Source organism: Nocardia higoensis NBRC 100133 (assembly GCF_000308595.1).
In the GTDB taxonomy this organism is placed as follows: Bacteria; Actinomycetota; Actinomycetes; order Mycobacteriales; family Mycobacteriaceae; genus Nocardia; species Nocardia higoensis.
On sequence record NZ_BAGA01000138.1, the window covers coordinates 1 to 15001 of the forward strand.

The 15001-nt window shown below is 69.3% G+C and carries 16 protein-coding genes; 11 read left to right on the forward strand and 5 right to left on the reverse strand.

Translation table 11 applies throughout. The features are described from left to right. Positions 1–234 precede the first annotated feature (234 nt). From ON26_RS24620 to ON26_RS24630, 3 genes are all read left to right on the forward strand, one after another. Positions 235–804, forward strand: a complete 570-nt coding sequence (locus ON26_RS24620; RefSeq protein WP_040799295.1) for a nucleotidyltransferase family protein — start codon at positions 235–237, stop codon at positions 802–804. A gap of 16 nt (positions 805–820) precedes the next feature. After that, positions 821–1861 (forward strand): XdhC family protein, encoded by a 1041-nt coding sequence (locus tag ON26_RS24625; protein WP_040799087.1) that lies wholly within the window; start codon positions 821–823, stop codon positions 1859–1861. 85 nt (positions 1862–1946) lie between these two features. Further along, positions 1947–2879 carry a hexose kinase gene (locus ON26_RS24630; protein WP_245546028.1) on the forward strand — a complete coding sequence of 311 codons (933 nt, stop codon included), beginning with the start codon at positions 1947–1949 and terminating at the stop codon, positions 2877–2879. Here the strand turns inward: ON26_RS24630 and ON26_RS24635 are convergent. The 4 genes from ON26_RS24635 to ON26_RS24650 form a co-directional block, all read right to left on the reverse strand. Beyond that, the gene (locus tag ON26_RS24635) at positions 2876–3262 is read right to left on the reverse strand and encodes a DUF3349 domain-containing protein (RefSeq protein ID WP_040799299.1); all 387 of its coding nucleotides are present in this window, start codon (positions 3260–3262) and stop codon (positions 2876–2878) included. The genes ON26_RS24630 and ON26_RS24635 overlap by 4 nt on opposite strands. A 97-nt stretch (positions 3263–3359) precedes the next feature. Then, positions 3360–3638 carry a hypothetical protein gene (locus ON26_RS24640; RefSeq protein WP_040799301.1) on the reverse strand — a complete coding sequence of 93 codons (279 nt, stop codon included), beginning with the start codon at positions 3636–3638 and terminating at the stop codon, positions 3360–3362. Positions 3639–3651: 13 nt separating this feature from the next. Next, positions 3652–5013, reverse strand: a complete 1362-nt coding sequence (locus ON26_RS24645) for an inorganic phosphate transporter (RefSeq protein WP_083884335.1) — start codon at positions 5011–5013, stop codon at positions 3652–3654. Positions 5014–5151: 138 nt separating this feature from the next. Continuing rightward, positions 5152–6867: an ATP-dependent DNA ligase gene (locus tag ON26_RS24650; RefSeq protein ID WP_040799089.1), complete on the reverse strand. Its 1716-nt coding sequence runs from the start codon at positions 6865–6867 to the stop codon at positions 5152–5154. 93 nt (positions 6868–6960) lie between these two features. Here ON26_RS24650 and ramB point away from each other — a divergent pair, with 93 nt between their 5' ends. The 7 genes from ramB to ON26_RS24685 all read left to right on the forward strand — a co-directional run bounded on the left by ramB (position 6961) and on the right by ON26_RS24685 (position 14303). Next, the gene (ramB, locus tag ON26_RS24655; protein WP_040799091.1) at positions 6961–8367 is read left to right on the forward strand and encodes an acetate metabolism transcriptional regulator RamB; all 1407 of its coding nucleotides are present in this window, start codon (positions 6961–6963) and stop codon (positions 8365–8367) included. Positions 8368–8539: 172 nt separating this feature from the next. After that, on the forward strand, positions 8540–9814 hold the full coding sequence (urtA, locus tag ON26_RS24660; protein ID WP_051027502.1) for an urea ABC transporter substrate-binding protein: 1275 nt from the start codon (positions 8540–8542) through the stop codon (positions 9812–9814). A gap of 20 nt (positions 9815–9834) precedes the next feature. Then, positions 9835–10719: an urea ABC transporter permease subunit UrtB gene (gene urtB, locus ON26_RS24665; RefSeq protein WP_040799096.1), complete on the forward strand. Its 885-nt coding sequence runs from the start codon at positions 9835–9837 to the stop codon at positions 10717–10719. Continuing rightward, on the forward strand, positions 10716–11996 hold the full coding sequence (gene urtC, locus ON26_RS24670; protein WP_083884336.1) for an urea ABC transporter permease subunit UrtC: 1281 nt from the start codon (positions 10716–10718) through the stop codon (positions 11994–11996). The genes urtB and urtC overlap by 4 nt, the downstream gene beginning before the upstream one ends. Continuing rightward, positions 11993–12907, forward strand: coding sequence for an urea ABC transporter ATP-binding protein UrtD (gene urtD / locus ON26_RS24675; RefSeq protein WP_245546029.1), 915 nt, complete (start codon positions 11993–11995; stop codon positions 12905–12907). The genes urtC and urtD overlap by 4 nt, the downstream gene beginning before the upstream one ends. Then, on the forward strand, positions 12891–13583 hold the full coding sequence (gene urtE, locus ON26_RS24680; protein ID WP_040799098.1) for an urea ABC transporter ATP-binding subunit UrtE: 693 nt from the start codon (positions 12891–12893) through the stop codon (positions 13581–13583). Before urtD ends, urtE begins: the two co-directional genes overlap by 17 nt. Positions 13584–13592: 9 nt before the next feature. Then, complete coding sequence (locus ON26_RS24685; protein ID WP_051027549.1) at positions 13593–14303, forward strand: GntR family transcriptional regulator; 711 nt, start codon at positions 13593–13595, stop codon at positions 14301–14303. A 7-nt stretch (positions 14304–14310) separates the two neighbouring features. Here ON26_RS24685 and ON26_RS24690 read toward each other — a convergent pair whose 3' ends face one another. Beyond that, complete coding sequence (locus tag ON26_RS24690; protein ID WP_040799102.1) at positions 14311–14613, reverse strand: hypothetical protein; 303 nt, start codon at positions 14611–14613, stop codon at positions 14311–14313. Between the two features lie 68 nt (positions 14614–14681). Here ON26_RS24690 and ON26_RS24695 point away from each other — a divergent pair, with 68 nt between their 5' ends. After that, a complete protein-coding gene (locus ON26_RS24695; RefSeq protein WP_040799309.1) occupies positions 14682–14972 on the forward strand; it encodes an antibiotic biosynthesis monooxygenase family protein in 291 nt (96 codons plus the stop codon). Positions 14973–15001: the final 29 nt, after the last annotated feature.

A 15001-nucleotide genomic window follows, 5' to 3' on the forward strand; every position in this document is an offset into this window, starting at 1 on the left:
GCGCCTGGCCGGGCGCTGTCGGCCGCGCCGCTCACCGACGGCACCGCCGCTGCCTCCGCGCCCACCGGCTCTCCCGAGTCGCGCCTCATCGGTCCAGCATCGGCGAGCCCGGCCGCTCTCGCCAGCCGAAGGCGACAAGATCACTTCCGGCGTGTCGGAATCGGCACGGTCTGTCGTACCGGGTGTTTCCGGATGGTCACACAACCGCAACCGGAGGTGGTTACCGTGACCGGCATGTCTGCCGTTGCCGTCGGAATCGTGCTCGCCGCGGGCGCCGGTACCCGTTACGGATATCCCAAGGCGCTGGCCGAGGACGGCGCCTGGTTGCGGGCGGCGATCGCGGCATTGCGCGAGGGCGGTTGCGAGCGGGTGGTCGTCGTGCTCGGGGCGACCGGGCCGCATCACGACGGGCTCGGTATCCCGGAGGCCGTGCAGACGGTGTGGGCGCACGATTGGGCGCGCGGGCTGTCGGCCTCGCTGCGCGCGGGCCTGCGCGCGGCCGCGGGCGGCGACTACGCGGTGATCATGCCGGTGGACACCCCGGACGTCGGCGCCGCGGTGGTCGCCCGCGTTGTCGAGGCGGCCTTACACGCGCCCGGCGGACTGGCCAGGGCGGTTTTCGCGGGTCGTCCCGGCCATCCCGTTGTGATCGAGCACAGCCACTGGGCGGGCGTGGTCGCGGCCTCGACAGCAGATCACGGCGCCGCCACCTATATCCGGTCGAGGGGCGATATGGTGTGCGTCACGTGCGATGATCTGGCGACGGGCGTCGACCATGACTTCCCGGCCACTACCGCACGTTGAGCGGAGTTGAGAACTGATGCGCGACATCGTCGACGACCTCTTACGGGTGTGGTATTCGGGTCGGACGGGTGGGCTGGCGACCGTCGTGCGCAGCGTCGGGGACGGCCGCTGGCCGGTCGGCAGCGCGCTGCTGGTCGACCCGGACGGCGTGGTGTACGGCGCGGGCCTCGGCGGTTCGGTGGACGACGCCATCCGTGACGCGGCGGCAACCGCCGCCCGCACCGGCAGGCGCGCCATGCACCGGCTGCCCGTCCCCTCCGGCGAGCCGGGCGTCGCGGCGGGCGCCACCATCGACGTCTTCGCCGAGCCCTTCTCCCAGCAGGACTTCATCGAGTTCCCCACCGTCGCCGCCGAGATCGCCGCGCACCGGCGGGTCACGGTGTTCACCGTGGTGTGGAACCCGGACACCGATCTGATCGGCCAGCACCTGATCACCGACAAGCGGCACAACACCGAGCTGGTCGCGCTACCCGAATCCGATATCTTCGTCGCCTCGTTCGCGCCCGCGCCGCGCATGATCATCTTCGGCGCCAATTCCTATGCCGCCGCGCTCACCGTGCAGGCCCGGCTGCTCGGCTATCGAGTCACCATCTGTGATTCCCGCGAAGAGTTCGCCGTGCCCGAGGCCTTCCCGGGCGCCGAGATGGTCGTCGATTGGCCGCACCGCTATCTCAACACCCTGGCCGGCGCGGGCGAGATCGACGCGAGCACCGCCATCGTCGCCTTCGCCCACGACCCCAAATTCGAGATCCCGCTGCTCACCGTCGCGCTGCGCCTGACCGACCTCGGCTACCTCGGCGCGGCCGGTTCCTACGCGGCGCACCTGCGCCGGATGGAGGACCTGCGCGCGGGTGGTTTCGACGAGGCGGCACTGTCGCGGCTGCACTCCCCCGCCGGGCTCGACGTGGGGGCGCACACGCCCGCCGAGACCGCGGTGGCCATCATCGCCGAACTGCTGGCCGTCCGCACCGGCCGCGACGGCGGATCGCTGTCCCAGCACGGCGCGGCGCTGCCGGCGACGGGGATCTTCGACGGACGAGCGACCGTGGGACTGTAATTCCCCCGAGGGGGAGCCGATTCGCACCCGGCGGTGAGGACGAACCACAGTTGCGCCCGGTGCCCGATGGGGGACAGTGGTTGACGTGATCCTCACTGTGACAATGAATCCCGCCTACGACATGACCTACCGGGTCGAACGATTCGAACGCGGACGCCCGCATCGGGTCCGTTCGGTCGAGCAGCGCATCGGCGGCGAGGGCATCAATGTGACGCGGGTGCTCAACCAGCTGGGCCGATACGCGCGTGCGACGGGCTTCTCCGATCATTCCTTCGCGGCCGCAGCCGAGCTGGAACTGCCGGTGGACTTCGTGCACGCGCTGCCGTGGGTCCGGCGCACCGTGGTGATCAGCGAATCCGACGACGGCACCGCCACCGCCCTGGCCGAACCGGGCGCCCGGGTGACCAACCCGCACGCGGGCGATCAGCTCGCGGTCCGGGTGGCCGGGCTGCTGCCCGATATCGGCGGCCTGGTGATCTCTGGATCGCTGCCGGGAGGAATCGATGCGAGCCTCCCGGCAGCGATCGCCGATACCGCCATCGCGGCCGGGGTGCCGACCATCTGCGATGTCGAGGACGAGGCACTGCGGCTGGCGGCCAAGGTGCCCGGCGTGGTGCTCATGCCCAACCGCGCCGAACTGCGCACCCTGACCGGGCAGGATCCCGCCACGCCACGCGAGGTCGCCCTGTGCGCGCGCCCGCTGGTGGAGTCCGGAGCACGGGCGGTGGTGGTGACCAGGGGCGCGCACGGCATGGTCGCGGTCACCGCACGGGGCGCCTGGACCGCCTGCCTGCCGCGGCCGCTGGCGGGCAATCCCACCGGAGCCGGTGACTCCGCGGCCGCCGCGGTGATCTCCGCGCTGTCCGGAACCGGCGAGCCGGACTGGCCCGCCATCCTCACCGACGCCGTCGCCACGGCCGCGGCCGCGGTGGTCATCCCGGTGGCGGGCGAGATCGACCGGAGCCTGCGCACCCGGCTCGCACCGACCGTCCGGGTCGAGGAACTATCGCTGCTCTAGTCCGGGGCGGTGGCACCCCGGCCCGGGTCGGTCGCGTCGGCGGCGGGCGGATCGGCGAGGGTGTCCTCCAGTAACCAGCCACCGGCGGCCAGGTGCTCGGCGACCCTGGCCACATCGCCCGGATCGGGCTGTTCCATCGCGAAGCGGGCGATGGCCTGCACGATGGCCTCGCGGGTGATCTCGGCCTCCGGATTGCGGCGCACCAGTTCCTCGGCGACCATCACGACTTCGTAATCGGTCAGATGCCGGTGCAGCACCGCGAACAACGCGACGTAATCCGATGTGGGCACGCCCTGCGGATATCCGGCCCGCAGCCAGTCCAGGATGCGCGCGAGCAGCCCGGGGCGATCGGCGGACGCAGTTTCGCGATCGGTCCCTCCCACCGGGTCCGCCGTCACGGCGCCCGGCGCCGCCGGGTCCGCCGTCACCGGGTCCGACGCCGTCGCATTCGTCTCTGGCTCGGTCACTGGACGACGCCTCCTACTCTCCGAACAGGTGTATACCCAGCCGGGCGGCCAGGAATGCCTTGGCGGTGTAGAGGATGCCGGTGAGCACCGCCGCGATGATCAGGGCGAAACAGGCGTACGCCCCCGCCATCGCGACATTGTTGCGTCGGGCGACACCGCCTTCGTCGACCGTATCGGCAGCCGACAACCAGCGCACGCCGAGTGCGAAGACGGCGGGCAGCCCCGCACCGAGGATCAGCGCGGCCACGACGACATGCCATAGCGAGCTCAGACTGGTGAGCAGTGTCTGCACGGGCTTGCTCCTTCTACGGCCGCGCTCGGCGGGTCGGCAACGATGCCCGGTCGGCCTCGGCCGGTTCGGCGGGCCGCGCTTCGGCGCGTTGTGATCCGACGGAGGTCGACGCCACGCTCGGCGACCCGACCGGCTGGGCTCCGACCGGCTGGGATGCGACCGAGGACGGCACCACGGGCTGCGCGGTGGCCGGCTGTGATGGCGCGGACCGGGGGTCGGCGGAGTCGGCCGCCGGGGCGGTGTCGCTCGGCCAGACGTTGACATTGCCGGTGTCCACCCGGTCCCGGCGCGAACGCAGCCACATGAACCCGCACAGTCCGACCAGCAGGGCGAACACCACCAGCACGCCGGGCAGGCCGCCGATGGAGTGCGCCAGCGCCCAGCAGATCGCCCCCACCAGACCGGCCATCGGCAGCGTCAGCAGCCAGGCCACCGCCATCCGGCCCATCACCGACCAGCGCACCTCCGCGCCCTTGCCGATGCCGGAGCCCAGGATCGAGCCGGTCGCGGTCTGCGTGGTCGACAGCGGCAGGCCGAAGTGCGCCGAGCTGAGGATGATGGCCGCCGACGAGGTCTCCGCCGCTAGGCCCTGCGGCGACTCGATGTCCACCAGCCCCTTGCCCAGGGTGCGGATGATCCGCCAGCCGCCGAGATAGGTGCCCGCCGCGATGGCGACCGCGCAGGAGGCCATCACCCACAGCGGCAGCTCGTCGTCCTTGGCCACCGTGCCGTGCGCGACCAGGGCCAAGAAGATCACGCCCATCGTCTTCTGCGCGTCGTTGGTGCCGTGCGCGAGCGAGACCAGCGAAGCCGAGCCGACCTGACCCCAGCGGAATCCTTTGCGCCTGACGTCCGCGTCGGCCGATGCGGTGATCCGGTAGACCGCCCAGGTGCCGATCGAGGCGACCAGCGCCGCGACCACCGGTGCCAGCAGCGCGGGCAGCACGATCTTGCCGAGCACCCCCGAGGATCCCGACGACCAGATGACCCCGTTCCACCCGAGCGCGGCGATGGTGGTGCCGATCAGACCGCCGAACAGTGCGTGCGAGGAACTCGACGGCAGCCCGAACAGCCAGGTCGCGACATTCCACAGGATGCCGCCGACCAGTCCGGCGAAGACGATGAGCAGCAGATCCTGCCCACTGACGGCATCGAGTTGCACAATCCCTTTGGCCACCGTCGCGGCCACCTCGACCGAGAGGAAGGCGCCGATGAGGTTGAGCACCGCGGAGAGCCCGACCGCGACGCGCGGCTTGAGCGCGCCGGTGGCGATCGAGGTCGCCATGGCGTTGGCGGTGTCGTGGAAGCCGTTGGTGAAGTCGAACGCGAGGGCCGTCGCGATGACGATCAGCAGCACCAGTAATTCGGCGGTCACCCGTCCAGTGTGCGGTAACCGAAAGTTCGATTGCCATGCAGTTGCCATACGAACGCGCGCCGGATCGGCACCCTATAATGCCGAACCCGCCTCCTCGGCGGCGGCGTTTTCGTGCAGGTAGAGCCGGGGACCAGCCGGTCAGGGCAGCAGGCCGCGCACGGTGTCGATGCTGTCGACCTGATCGGGGGTCTTGTCCGGCCGGTACCGGACCACCCGCGCGAACCGCAGCGCGACGCCGCCGGGATAGCGCGGACTCACCTGCACGCCGTCGAGCGCCACCTCCACCACCAGCTCCGGCCACAGATACACGGTGCGCTCGTCGCGGGCGCGCTCGTGGCGGGGGAACTCGGCGGTCTGCCAGGCCAGCAGCGCGTCGGTCAGGCCCTTGAAGGTTTTACCCACCATGACCGGCTCGCCGGTGCGCGGATCGCGCGCGCCGAGGTGCAGGTTGGACAGATAGCCCGTGCGCCTGCCGTAGCCCCATTCCGCGCCGAGCACGATCAGGTCCAGCGAATGCACCGGTTTGATCTTCAGCCAGGACCGCCCGCGCCTGCCCGCCGCGTACGGCGCACTCAGCGACTTGACCATCAACCCCTCGTGCCCGGCTGCCAGCGCGCCGTCGAGGTACTCCGCGGCGGTCTCGCAATCGGGCCGGATCAGCGCCGGGATGGCATGCGGCCCGGCCACCGAGAGCAGCGCCTCCCGCCGCTCCGACAGCGGGGCGTCCAGCAGATCCCGCCCGTCCAGGTGCAGGCAGTCGAAGAAATACGGATGCAGCAGCAGTTCACGCGAGGAACTGACCGGCGGCAGCAGCAGCGCGCCCGGCGGCAGGTGCCTGGCCGTCGCCGCGTCGAACTCCGGAGCGACGGTGAACCCGGCAGGACGGGACCGCTCCGCCGCCGCGGCACCGTGCGCCCCGTCGGGACCATCGATTTCGAGGGCGCCCTCGGCGACGTCGATTCCATCGGCGCTGCCGGTGGCGTCGGCGGACGGCGCCGCCGAGGTGGCGAAACGGCTCATCGTCTCCTGGAACGGCCGCGGCCGCCCGTCGTCGGTGAGCGCCAGCGTCTCCCCGTCGAGGACCACCCGCTCGCAGTTCAGGCCGCGCACCAGGGCGACGAGTTCGGGGACGCCGTCGGTGATCTCGCGCAGCGTGCGGGTGAACACCCGGACCAGGTCGCCGTGGCGGTGTACCTGGATGCGGGCGCCGTCCAGCTTGTGCTCGATGCTGACCTCCCCGCCGAACTCGGCGGTGGCCTCCTCCAGCGAGGAGCCCGGCGAGGCCAGCATGGGCTGGATGGGCCTGCCCACCTCCAGCGTGAACGCCGCCAGTTCCGCGGCGCCGCCGCGCAGCGCCGCGACCGCGGTCACCGGCAGCCGCCCCGAGAGCATGTAGGCGCGGCGTACCAGCGGCACCGGCACTCCGGCCGCCTCGGCGACGGCCTCGGCGACCAGCGCGGTCAGCGCGCCCTGACGCAGTTCTCCGGTGAGCAGGCGGGGCAGGTATTCCTGCTCGGCCACGGTCGCCGCCGACCACAGCTCGGTCAGCAGATCCTTGCGCCGCGCTCCGGAACCGGGACCCGACTGCGCCGCCACCCGGTCGAGGATCGACTCCACGGTGGTCACGGTGGTACTGGGCAGCGAGGCGGGCGGCGTGGCGTCCAGCCCGGCCAGCGTGCGCCAGCCCGCGCCGAGGCGCCCCTGGGTCAGTTCGCCGGACAGCCACGCGGCCACCGGCCCGACCTCCTCGGGCGCGGCCGCGCGCAACAGCTCGGCCAGCGCGACGATCTTCGCTTTCCTGGACGGCGTCGACCGCACTGCGGCCGAGGTTCTCACGACGTCGGCGAACAACACACTCTCACGGTAACCGGGCCCGGCGACAGCGCCTGTGACCGCACTGCTAATTTCGCATTGGCAGAGCTGCGAAAAGCGCTCTAAACTGGACGAATGGCCAAGACCTATGTGGGCGCGCGACTGCGCCAGCTGCGCACCGAGCGCGGCCTGAGTCAGGTCGTGCTCGCCCAGCAGCTCGAGATCTCGGCCAGCTACCTCAACCAGATCGAACACGACGTGCGCCCGCTGACGGTGCCGGTGCTGCTCAAGATCAGCGAAGTGTTCGGCGTCGACGCGACCTTCTTCTCCTCCCAGGACGACACCCGGCTCATCGCCGAGCTCCAGGAGGTCGTGATGGACCAGGAACTGGGCATCGAGGCCGATACCCAGGAGATCGCCGAGATGGTCTCCGCGCACCCGAGCATGGCGCGCGCGATGGTGGCCATGCACAACCGCTACCGCAACACCAGCGCCCAGCTGGCCGCCGCCACCGAGGACCGCTTCGCCGACGGCGCGGGCAGCGCCACCATCTCCAAGCCGCACGAGGAAGTGCGCGACTACTTCTACCAGCGCCAGAACTACATCCACGAACTCGACACCGCGGCAGAGGAACTCACCTCACGCATCCGCTTCCACGGCGGCGACATCGCCAACGGTGTCTCGCGCCTGCTGCGCGAGCACGGCGTTCGGATCATCGAGCGCATCGATCTCGGCGAGGGCGTGCTGCACCGCTACGATCCCGACCACCTGCGCCTGGAGATCTCCCCGCACCTGTCCGGCGGGCAGCGCTCGTTCAAGCTGGCCGCCGAGCTGGCCTACTTCGAATGCGGCGAGCTGCTCGAAAAGCTGGTGGAAGACGGCAATTTCGCCTCCGAGGACGCCCGCAAGCTGGCGATGCTCGGCCTGGCCAACTACTTCGCGGCCGCCACCGTGTTGCCCTACACGCATTTCCTCGAGGTCGCCGAGGACTTCCGCTACGACATCGAGCGGCTCTCGGCGTTCTTCTCACAGAGTTACGAGACCATCTGCCACCGGCTCTCGACCATGCAGCGCCCGTCGCAGCGGGGCGTGCCGTTCTCGTTCGTGCGGGTGGACCGGGCGGGCAATATGTCGAAACGGCAATCCGCCACCGGCTTCCACTTCTCCTCCAGCGGCGGCACCTGCCCGCTGTGGAACGTCTACGAGACCTTCGCCTATCCGGGCAAGATCATGACCCAGATCGCGCAGATGCCCGACGGACGAAAGTACCTGTGGGTCGCGCGCACCGTGGAACGCCGCGCGACGCGCTACGGCCAGCCGAGCAAGACCTTCGCCATCGGCCTGGGATGCGAAGTGCGCCATGCCGGCCGGGTGGTCTACGCCGACGGCATCGACCTCGACCAGGTCAAGGCGACTCCGATCGGCGCGGGCTGCCGGGTGTGCGAGCGAGCCAACTGCCCGCAACGCGCCTTCCCGCCGCTGGGCAAAACTCTCGACATCAGTGAGCACCGCAGCTCGGTCTCGCCGTATGTGCTGAAGTAGCAGCGCTCTTCCTGGACAATCAGGATCGAACCGGACACACCGGACGTTTCGTTCACCGAACCGAAACATCGGCAACCCACTTGTCACCGACAGATATTCCGGCGCAACAACTCCTGGCTACCGTTCGCAGCACGGATACAGCCGTTGTATACGCGCTAGAAGGGTTCGCCACATGTCAGATCCACGTTCCACTCGTCGGCAGAAGTCTCGTCGAGTGAGCAAAGCGCTGGTCGCGCCGACCGCACTCGCACTCACCGGCCTCCTGCTGACCGCCTGTGGCGCCAAGGACGACGCCGATTCCGACGTTGCCGCCGCCTCGTGCGTCGACACCTCGGGTCCGACCATCAAAGTCGGCTCGCTCCATTCCCTTTCGGGCACGATGGCCATCTCCGAGGTCACCGTCGCCAACTCCACCAAGCTGGCCGTCGACCAGATCAACGCCGCGGGTGGTGTGCTCGGCAAGAAGATCGAGCTGGTCCTCGAGGACGGCGCGTCCGACCCGAAGACCTTCGCCGAGAAGGCCGAGAAGCTGATCAGCTCCGACTGTGTCGCAGCGGTGTTCGGCGGCTGGACCTCGTCGAGCCGCAAGGCCATGCTGCCCAAGTTCGAGAGCCTGAACTCGCTGCTGTACTACCCCGTGCAGTACGAGGGTCTCGAGGACAGCAAGAACATCTTCTACACCGGCGCCACCACCAACCAGCAGATCATCCCCGCGCTGGACTACCTGAAGCAGAAGGGCGTGAAGTCGCTCTACCTGGTGGGTTCGGACTACGTCTTCCCGCAGACCGCCAACCGTGAGATCAAGGCCTACGCCGAGGCCAACGGCATCGAGATCAAGGGCGAGGACTACACCCCGCTCGGCTCGACGGACTTCTCCACCATCGTCAACAAGGTCCGCACCGCCGACGCCGACGCCGTCTTCAACACCCTCAACGGCGACTCCAACGTCGCGTTCTTCCGCGAGTACACCAACGCGGGCCTGAAAGCCGCCGACATGCCGGTGGTCTCGGTCTCCATCGCCGAGGAAGAGGTCGCCGGCATCGGCGCCCAGAACATCGCGGGCCAGCTGACCGCCTGGAACTACTACCAGACCGTCGACACCCCGCAGAACAAGGCCTTCGTCGACGCATACAAGGCCGCCTTCGGCGCCGACAAGCCCACCTCCGACCCGATGGAAGCCGCCTACGCCTCGGTCTACCTGTGGAAGAACACCGTCGAGAAGGCCAACTCCTTCGCGGTGGCCGACATCCAGGCCAATGCCGACGGCGTGACCTTCGACGCCCCGGAAGGCCTGGTCACCATCGACGGCTCCAACCACCACATCACCAAGACCGCCCGCATCGGCGAGATCCGGCCCGACGGCCTGATCTACACGGTCTGGGATTCGGGTCAGCCGATCCAGCCGGATCCGTACCTGAAGACCTACCCGTGGGCCGACGGACTGTGATCGAGGAGCGCTGACCTGACGTGGACGTGATTGTCGGACAACTCTTCACCGGATTGAGCCTCGGCTCGATTCTGCTGCTCGCCGCTCTCGGCTTGTCGCTGACCTTCGGTCAAATGGGCGTGATCAACATGGCCCATGGGGAATTCATCATGGCCGGCTGCTACACGACCTATGTCGTGCAGAAGGTGTTCACCTCTGCCGGTGTGTCGCTGTTCGTGGCGCTGGTGATCGGATTCCTCGTCGGCGGCGCGCTGGGCGCGGCGCTGGAGATGGGGTTGATCCGCTGGATGTACGACCGGCCGCTGGACACGCTGCTGGTGACATTCGGTGTGGGCCTGGTATTGCAGCAGCTGGCCCGCGACATCTTCGGCGCACCCGCCAAGAACGTGCTGGTGCCCGAGTTCCTGAGCGGCGGCGTCGAGATCATGGGCGCCGTCGTTCCGAAAACACGAATCTTCATCCTGGTGCTGGCGATCGTCGCGGTGACGGTGCTGGCGGCGGTGCTGAAGGCGACGCCGCTCGGCCGCCGGATCCGGGCCGTGGTGCAGAACCGCGGCCTGGCCGAAACCAGTGGCGTGTCCAGCCGATTCACCGACATCAGCACCTTCTTCATCGGTTCCGGCCTGGCCGGCGTGGCCGGTGTGGCGCTGACGCTGATCGGCTCGACCAGCCCGACCATCGGGCAGAGCTATCTGATCGACGCATTCCTGGTGGTCGTGATCGGTGGCCTCGGACAGATCAAGGGCACGGTCATCGCGGCCTTCGCCCTCGGCCTGCTCAATTCCTTCATCGAGTACTCGACCACCGCTTCGATCGCGAAGGTCATCGTCTTCGTGATCATCGTGATCGTGCTGCAGGTCCGCCCGCAGGGTCTGTTCACGGTCCGGACAAGGAGCCTCGCATGACCTCACTCATCGGGACCGTCCGGGAACGGCTCGGCGGATCGCAGCGGGAATCCTCCCCGCTCACCGTGCTCGCCGGCTTCGCTGTCGCCGCGATCCTGCTGTTCGCGGTGGCGCCCGCGGTGCTCAGCGACTTCCGGCTCAATCTGCTCGCGAAGTTCCTGTGCTTCGCCATCGTGGCGGTCGGCATCGGCCTGGCCTGGGGGCGCGGCGGCATGCTGACCCTCGGCCAGGGCGTGTTCTTCGGTCTCGGCGCCTACATCATGGCCATGCACATGCAGATGGCCGATGCCGCCAGGATGAAGCAGGACGTGCCCGGCTTCATGCAGATCGCGGGCATCCGGGAACTGCCGACGCTGTGGCAGCCGTTCGCCTCCGCGCCGGTCACCCTGATCGCCATCCTGGTGGTGCCCGGCCTGGTGGCCGCGGTGCTCGGCTACGGCGTGTTCAAGCGCCGCGTCAAGGGCGCCTACTTCGCCATCCTGAGCCAGGCGCTCGCGGCGGCGATGGCCATCCTGCTCACCGGCCAGCAGATGCTCGGCGGTTTCACCGGCCTGTCGGATTTCCGCGCCTTCTTCGGCTTCAAGCTCTCCGACCCGGCCAACCGGCAGATGCTGTTCTTCATCGCCGCGGGCACCCTGCTCGTGGTGGTCGCCATCGTGCGCCAGTTGATGTACAGCCGTTACGGCGAACTGCTGGTGGCGGTGCGCGACCAGGAGGAGCGGGTCCGCTTCCTCGGCTACGACCCGGCCAACGTCAAGATCCTGGCCTACGTGGTGGCGGCGGTCTTCGCCGGCGTCGCGGGCGCGCTGTTCACCCCCATCGTCGGCATCATCTCCCCCGCCGATATCGGCGTGGTGCCCTCGATCGCCTTCCTGATCGGCGTCGCGATCGGCGGCCGGACCACCCTGCTCGGCCCCGTGCTCGGCGCGATCGGCGTGGCCTGGGCACAGACCACGCTGTCCGAGCAGTTCCCCTCGGGCTGGACCTACCTGCAGGGCATCCTGTTCATCGTCGTAGTCGGCTTCATCCCCGCCGGTCTGGCCGGCGTCTGGCCGATGGCCAAGGGGTTCTGGCAGTCCCGCTTCGGCACACCCGCGACCTCGGACACACCAGTCACCCCGGTCGAGGCGGCGCCCGCGGATGATGCCGTGCCCGCGGCCGCCGAGCCGAAGACACTCGCCGCGCCGGAGACGGCCGCCGCCGGGGAAAGCGTCTCGGACGAGGCCGGATCGGTCGAGGCCGCACCGGACGAAGAGCAGAAGGTGGAATCGCGATGACCGCTCCCACGCAAGAGCCCAAGCTCGGCGGCAATGCCGGCATGGACAGCGAATATCTCGAGATCCGCGGCCTCTCCGTGAGTTTCGACGGCTTCAAGGCCGTGACGGAGGTCGATCTGACGGTGCTGCAGGGCGACCTGCGGTTCCTCATCGGTCCCAACGGCGCGGGCAAGACCACCCTGATCGACGCCATCACCGGACTCGTGCCCGCCACCGGCTCGGCGCAGAAGTCCGGCGCCGAACTACTCGGCAAGAAGGTGCACCAGATCGCCCGGCTCGGCGTCGGGCGAACCTTCCAGACCGCCAGCGTCTTCGAGGAACTGTCGGTCCTGCAGAACCTCGACATCGCCGCGGGCGCGGGCCGATCCTTCCTCACCATGCTGCGCAGGCGTAAGTCCGTGCTGCCCGCCATCGAGGAGGCGCTGGAGACCACCGGCCTCACCGCCCTGCGCGACAAGCCCGCCGGCGTGCTCGCCCACGGCCAGAAGCAGTGGCTGGAGATCGGCATGCTGCTGGTGCAGAACGCCTCGGTGCTGCTGCTCGACGAGCCGGTCGCGGGCATGAGCGCCGAGGAGCGCGAGGAGACCGGAAACCTGTTGCGCCGCATCGGCGCCGAGCGAGTGGTGGTGGTCGTCGAGCACGACATGGAGTTCATGCGCCAGTTCGCCACCTCGGTGACGGTGCTGGCGGGCGGGAAGGTGCTCAGCGAGGGCACCGTCGAACAGGTGCAGGCCGATCCGAAGGTGCAGGAGGTCTACCTCGGCACCGCCGCGGCGATCGGCACCGAACTCGAAACCGAGGACGCCGCGCCCGAAGCCGTTGCGCCCGAGTCCGTTGCGTCGGAGTCCGATGCGACGCGGGACGGCAAGCCCGAACTCGAGAAGGAGGCCGACGATGCTCGAGCTCGTTGACATCAAGTCCGGCTACGGCCGCACCGAGGTCATCCACAATGTGTCGCTGACCGTTCCCGACGACAGCGTGGTCGCCATCATGGGCCACAACGGCGCGGGCAAGACCACCCTGCTGCGCACCGCCGTCGGGCTGATCGGCGCCAAGTCCGGCGAGATCCGGTTCGACGGAGAGAACATCACCAAGTACTCCCCCTCCAAGCGCGTCAAGCGCGGCATCGCCTACGTCCCGCAGGGGCAGCAGAGTTTTCCCCAGCTGACCACAGCCGAGAATCTGCAGGTGGTGGCCGACGGCCGCAAGCGCGGCAAGGCGCTGATCGAGGAATCCCTCGAGCTGTTCCCCGCGCTGCGCGAACTGCTCACCCGCAAGGCCGGTCTGCTCTCCGGCGGTCAACGCCAGCAGCTGGCGATCGCGCGGGCGCTGATCACCGAGCCGAAACTGCTGATCCTGGACGAGCCGACCGAGGGCATCCAGCCGTCGGTGGTGGCCGAGATCGAGCGCACCATCATCGATCTCACCAATCGCGGCGGGCTCAGCGTGCTGCTCGTCGAACAGCACATCGGCTTCGCGCTCCAGGCCGCGCAACGCTATTACGTGCTGGAATCCGGCAGAGCGACCTCGAGCGGCGAAGGCGGCAAGGGCGCGGAAACCGCGGTGCGCGCCGCGATGGCGATCTGAGGGGCGATGATGACGCGCCGGGGGCGGGTGCCGCTGGGTGAACAGGTCTATCACCAGCTGCGCCACGATCTCGCCTCCGGCGCCGTCGTGCCCACCGAACGGCTCAGCGAGGAGCGGCTGGCCGGCGCCTACGGCGTCTCCCGCACTCCGGTGCGCGAGGCGCTGACCCGCCTGCAGGCCGACGGCCTGGTCGAACGCCACCCCGACGGCCTCTATCCCTACCGTCCGCGCCTGGAAGATCTCGACGAGCTCTTCGAGTTGCGTATCACCCTGGAAGCACGCGGGATCCAACGCGTCGCCGGCCCGCACCGCGCCTCGGGCGCGCCCCGCACCCACGACCTCGACGAGGTGCGTGCCCAGCTACGCCACTGGCGCCGCCTGCACGAGAACCCGCCCGCCCCGAGCCTGGACCTGCTCACCGAGGACGAGCACTTCCACACCACGCTGCTCGCCGCCGCGGGCAATACCGCGCTGGCCGACGCCCTCACCTCGGTGCACGTCCGCCTGCGCCCGGTCCGCATCCTCGACCTGCCCACCCCCGAGCGCATCGTCGACATGATCGCCGAGCACATCACCATCGCCGAGCACCTGCTGGCCGGCGAACCCGAGACCGCCCTGTCGGTGCTGATCGACCACATCGAATCCTCGCGCACACACGTACTGACCCGCACCGGCCATGCCTTGGAGATGGCCGAACTCGGCCGGGCCGTGCGCGATTGAGCACGACCTACCACCCGGCGCAGGCGACGGCGAACACCACGGCGGCCGCGATCACACCCACCGCCGCCGCGATCCGGACCAGCGCCCGGCTCCGCCGGTAGAGCGTCTCGGCGACCCAGTAGAGCCCGCCGAAGAACAGGATCGGCAGCACCGCGAGCAGCAGGATCGCGGTGATCGGGCCGAGAATCCAGCCCGCGACGCGGAATCTGCCCCACAGGGTGCCGAGCGCGAGCGGAATCACCACGCTGCCCGCGAACCCGCCGAGGAAGCCCTGCCACGGCCCGCCCGCGTCCTGGACTGCGATCTCCATCACTTCATGGTGGCACCGAAATGGCACGCCCCCGCGCACCCACGCCGCCCGCGACGAGAATGCATCACGTGATCACCGAACACGTAGTGCTGCCCGTCATCCCGGGCCGCGAAGCGGACTTCGAAACGGCCTTCGCCCAGGCCCGCACCATCATCGAGTCGATGCGGGGCTTCCTGCGCCTGACCCTGTCCCGCTCCATCGAATCCCCCAGCAGCTACCTGCTTCTCGTCGACTGGGAACGCATCGAGGACCACACCGAAGGCTTCCGCCTGTCCCCCGAGTTCCAGCGCTGGAGGGAACTGTTGCACCACTTCTACGACCCACGCCCCACCGTCGAGCACTTCCACCAGGTCGCCTGAACGACTGGCTCGCGGCCGAACTCGGAGCA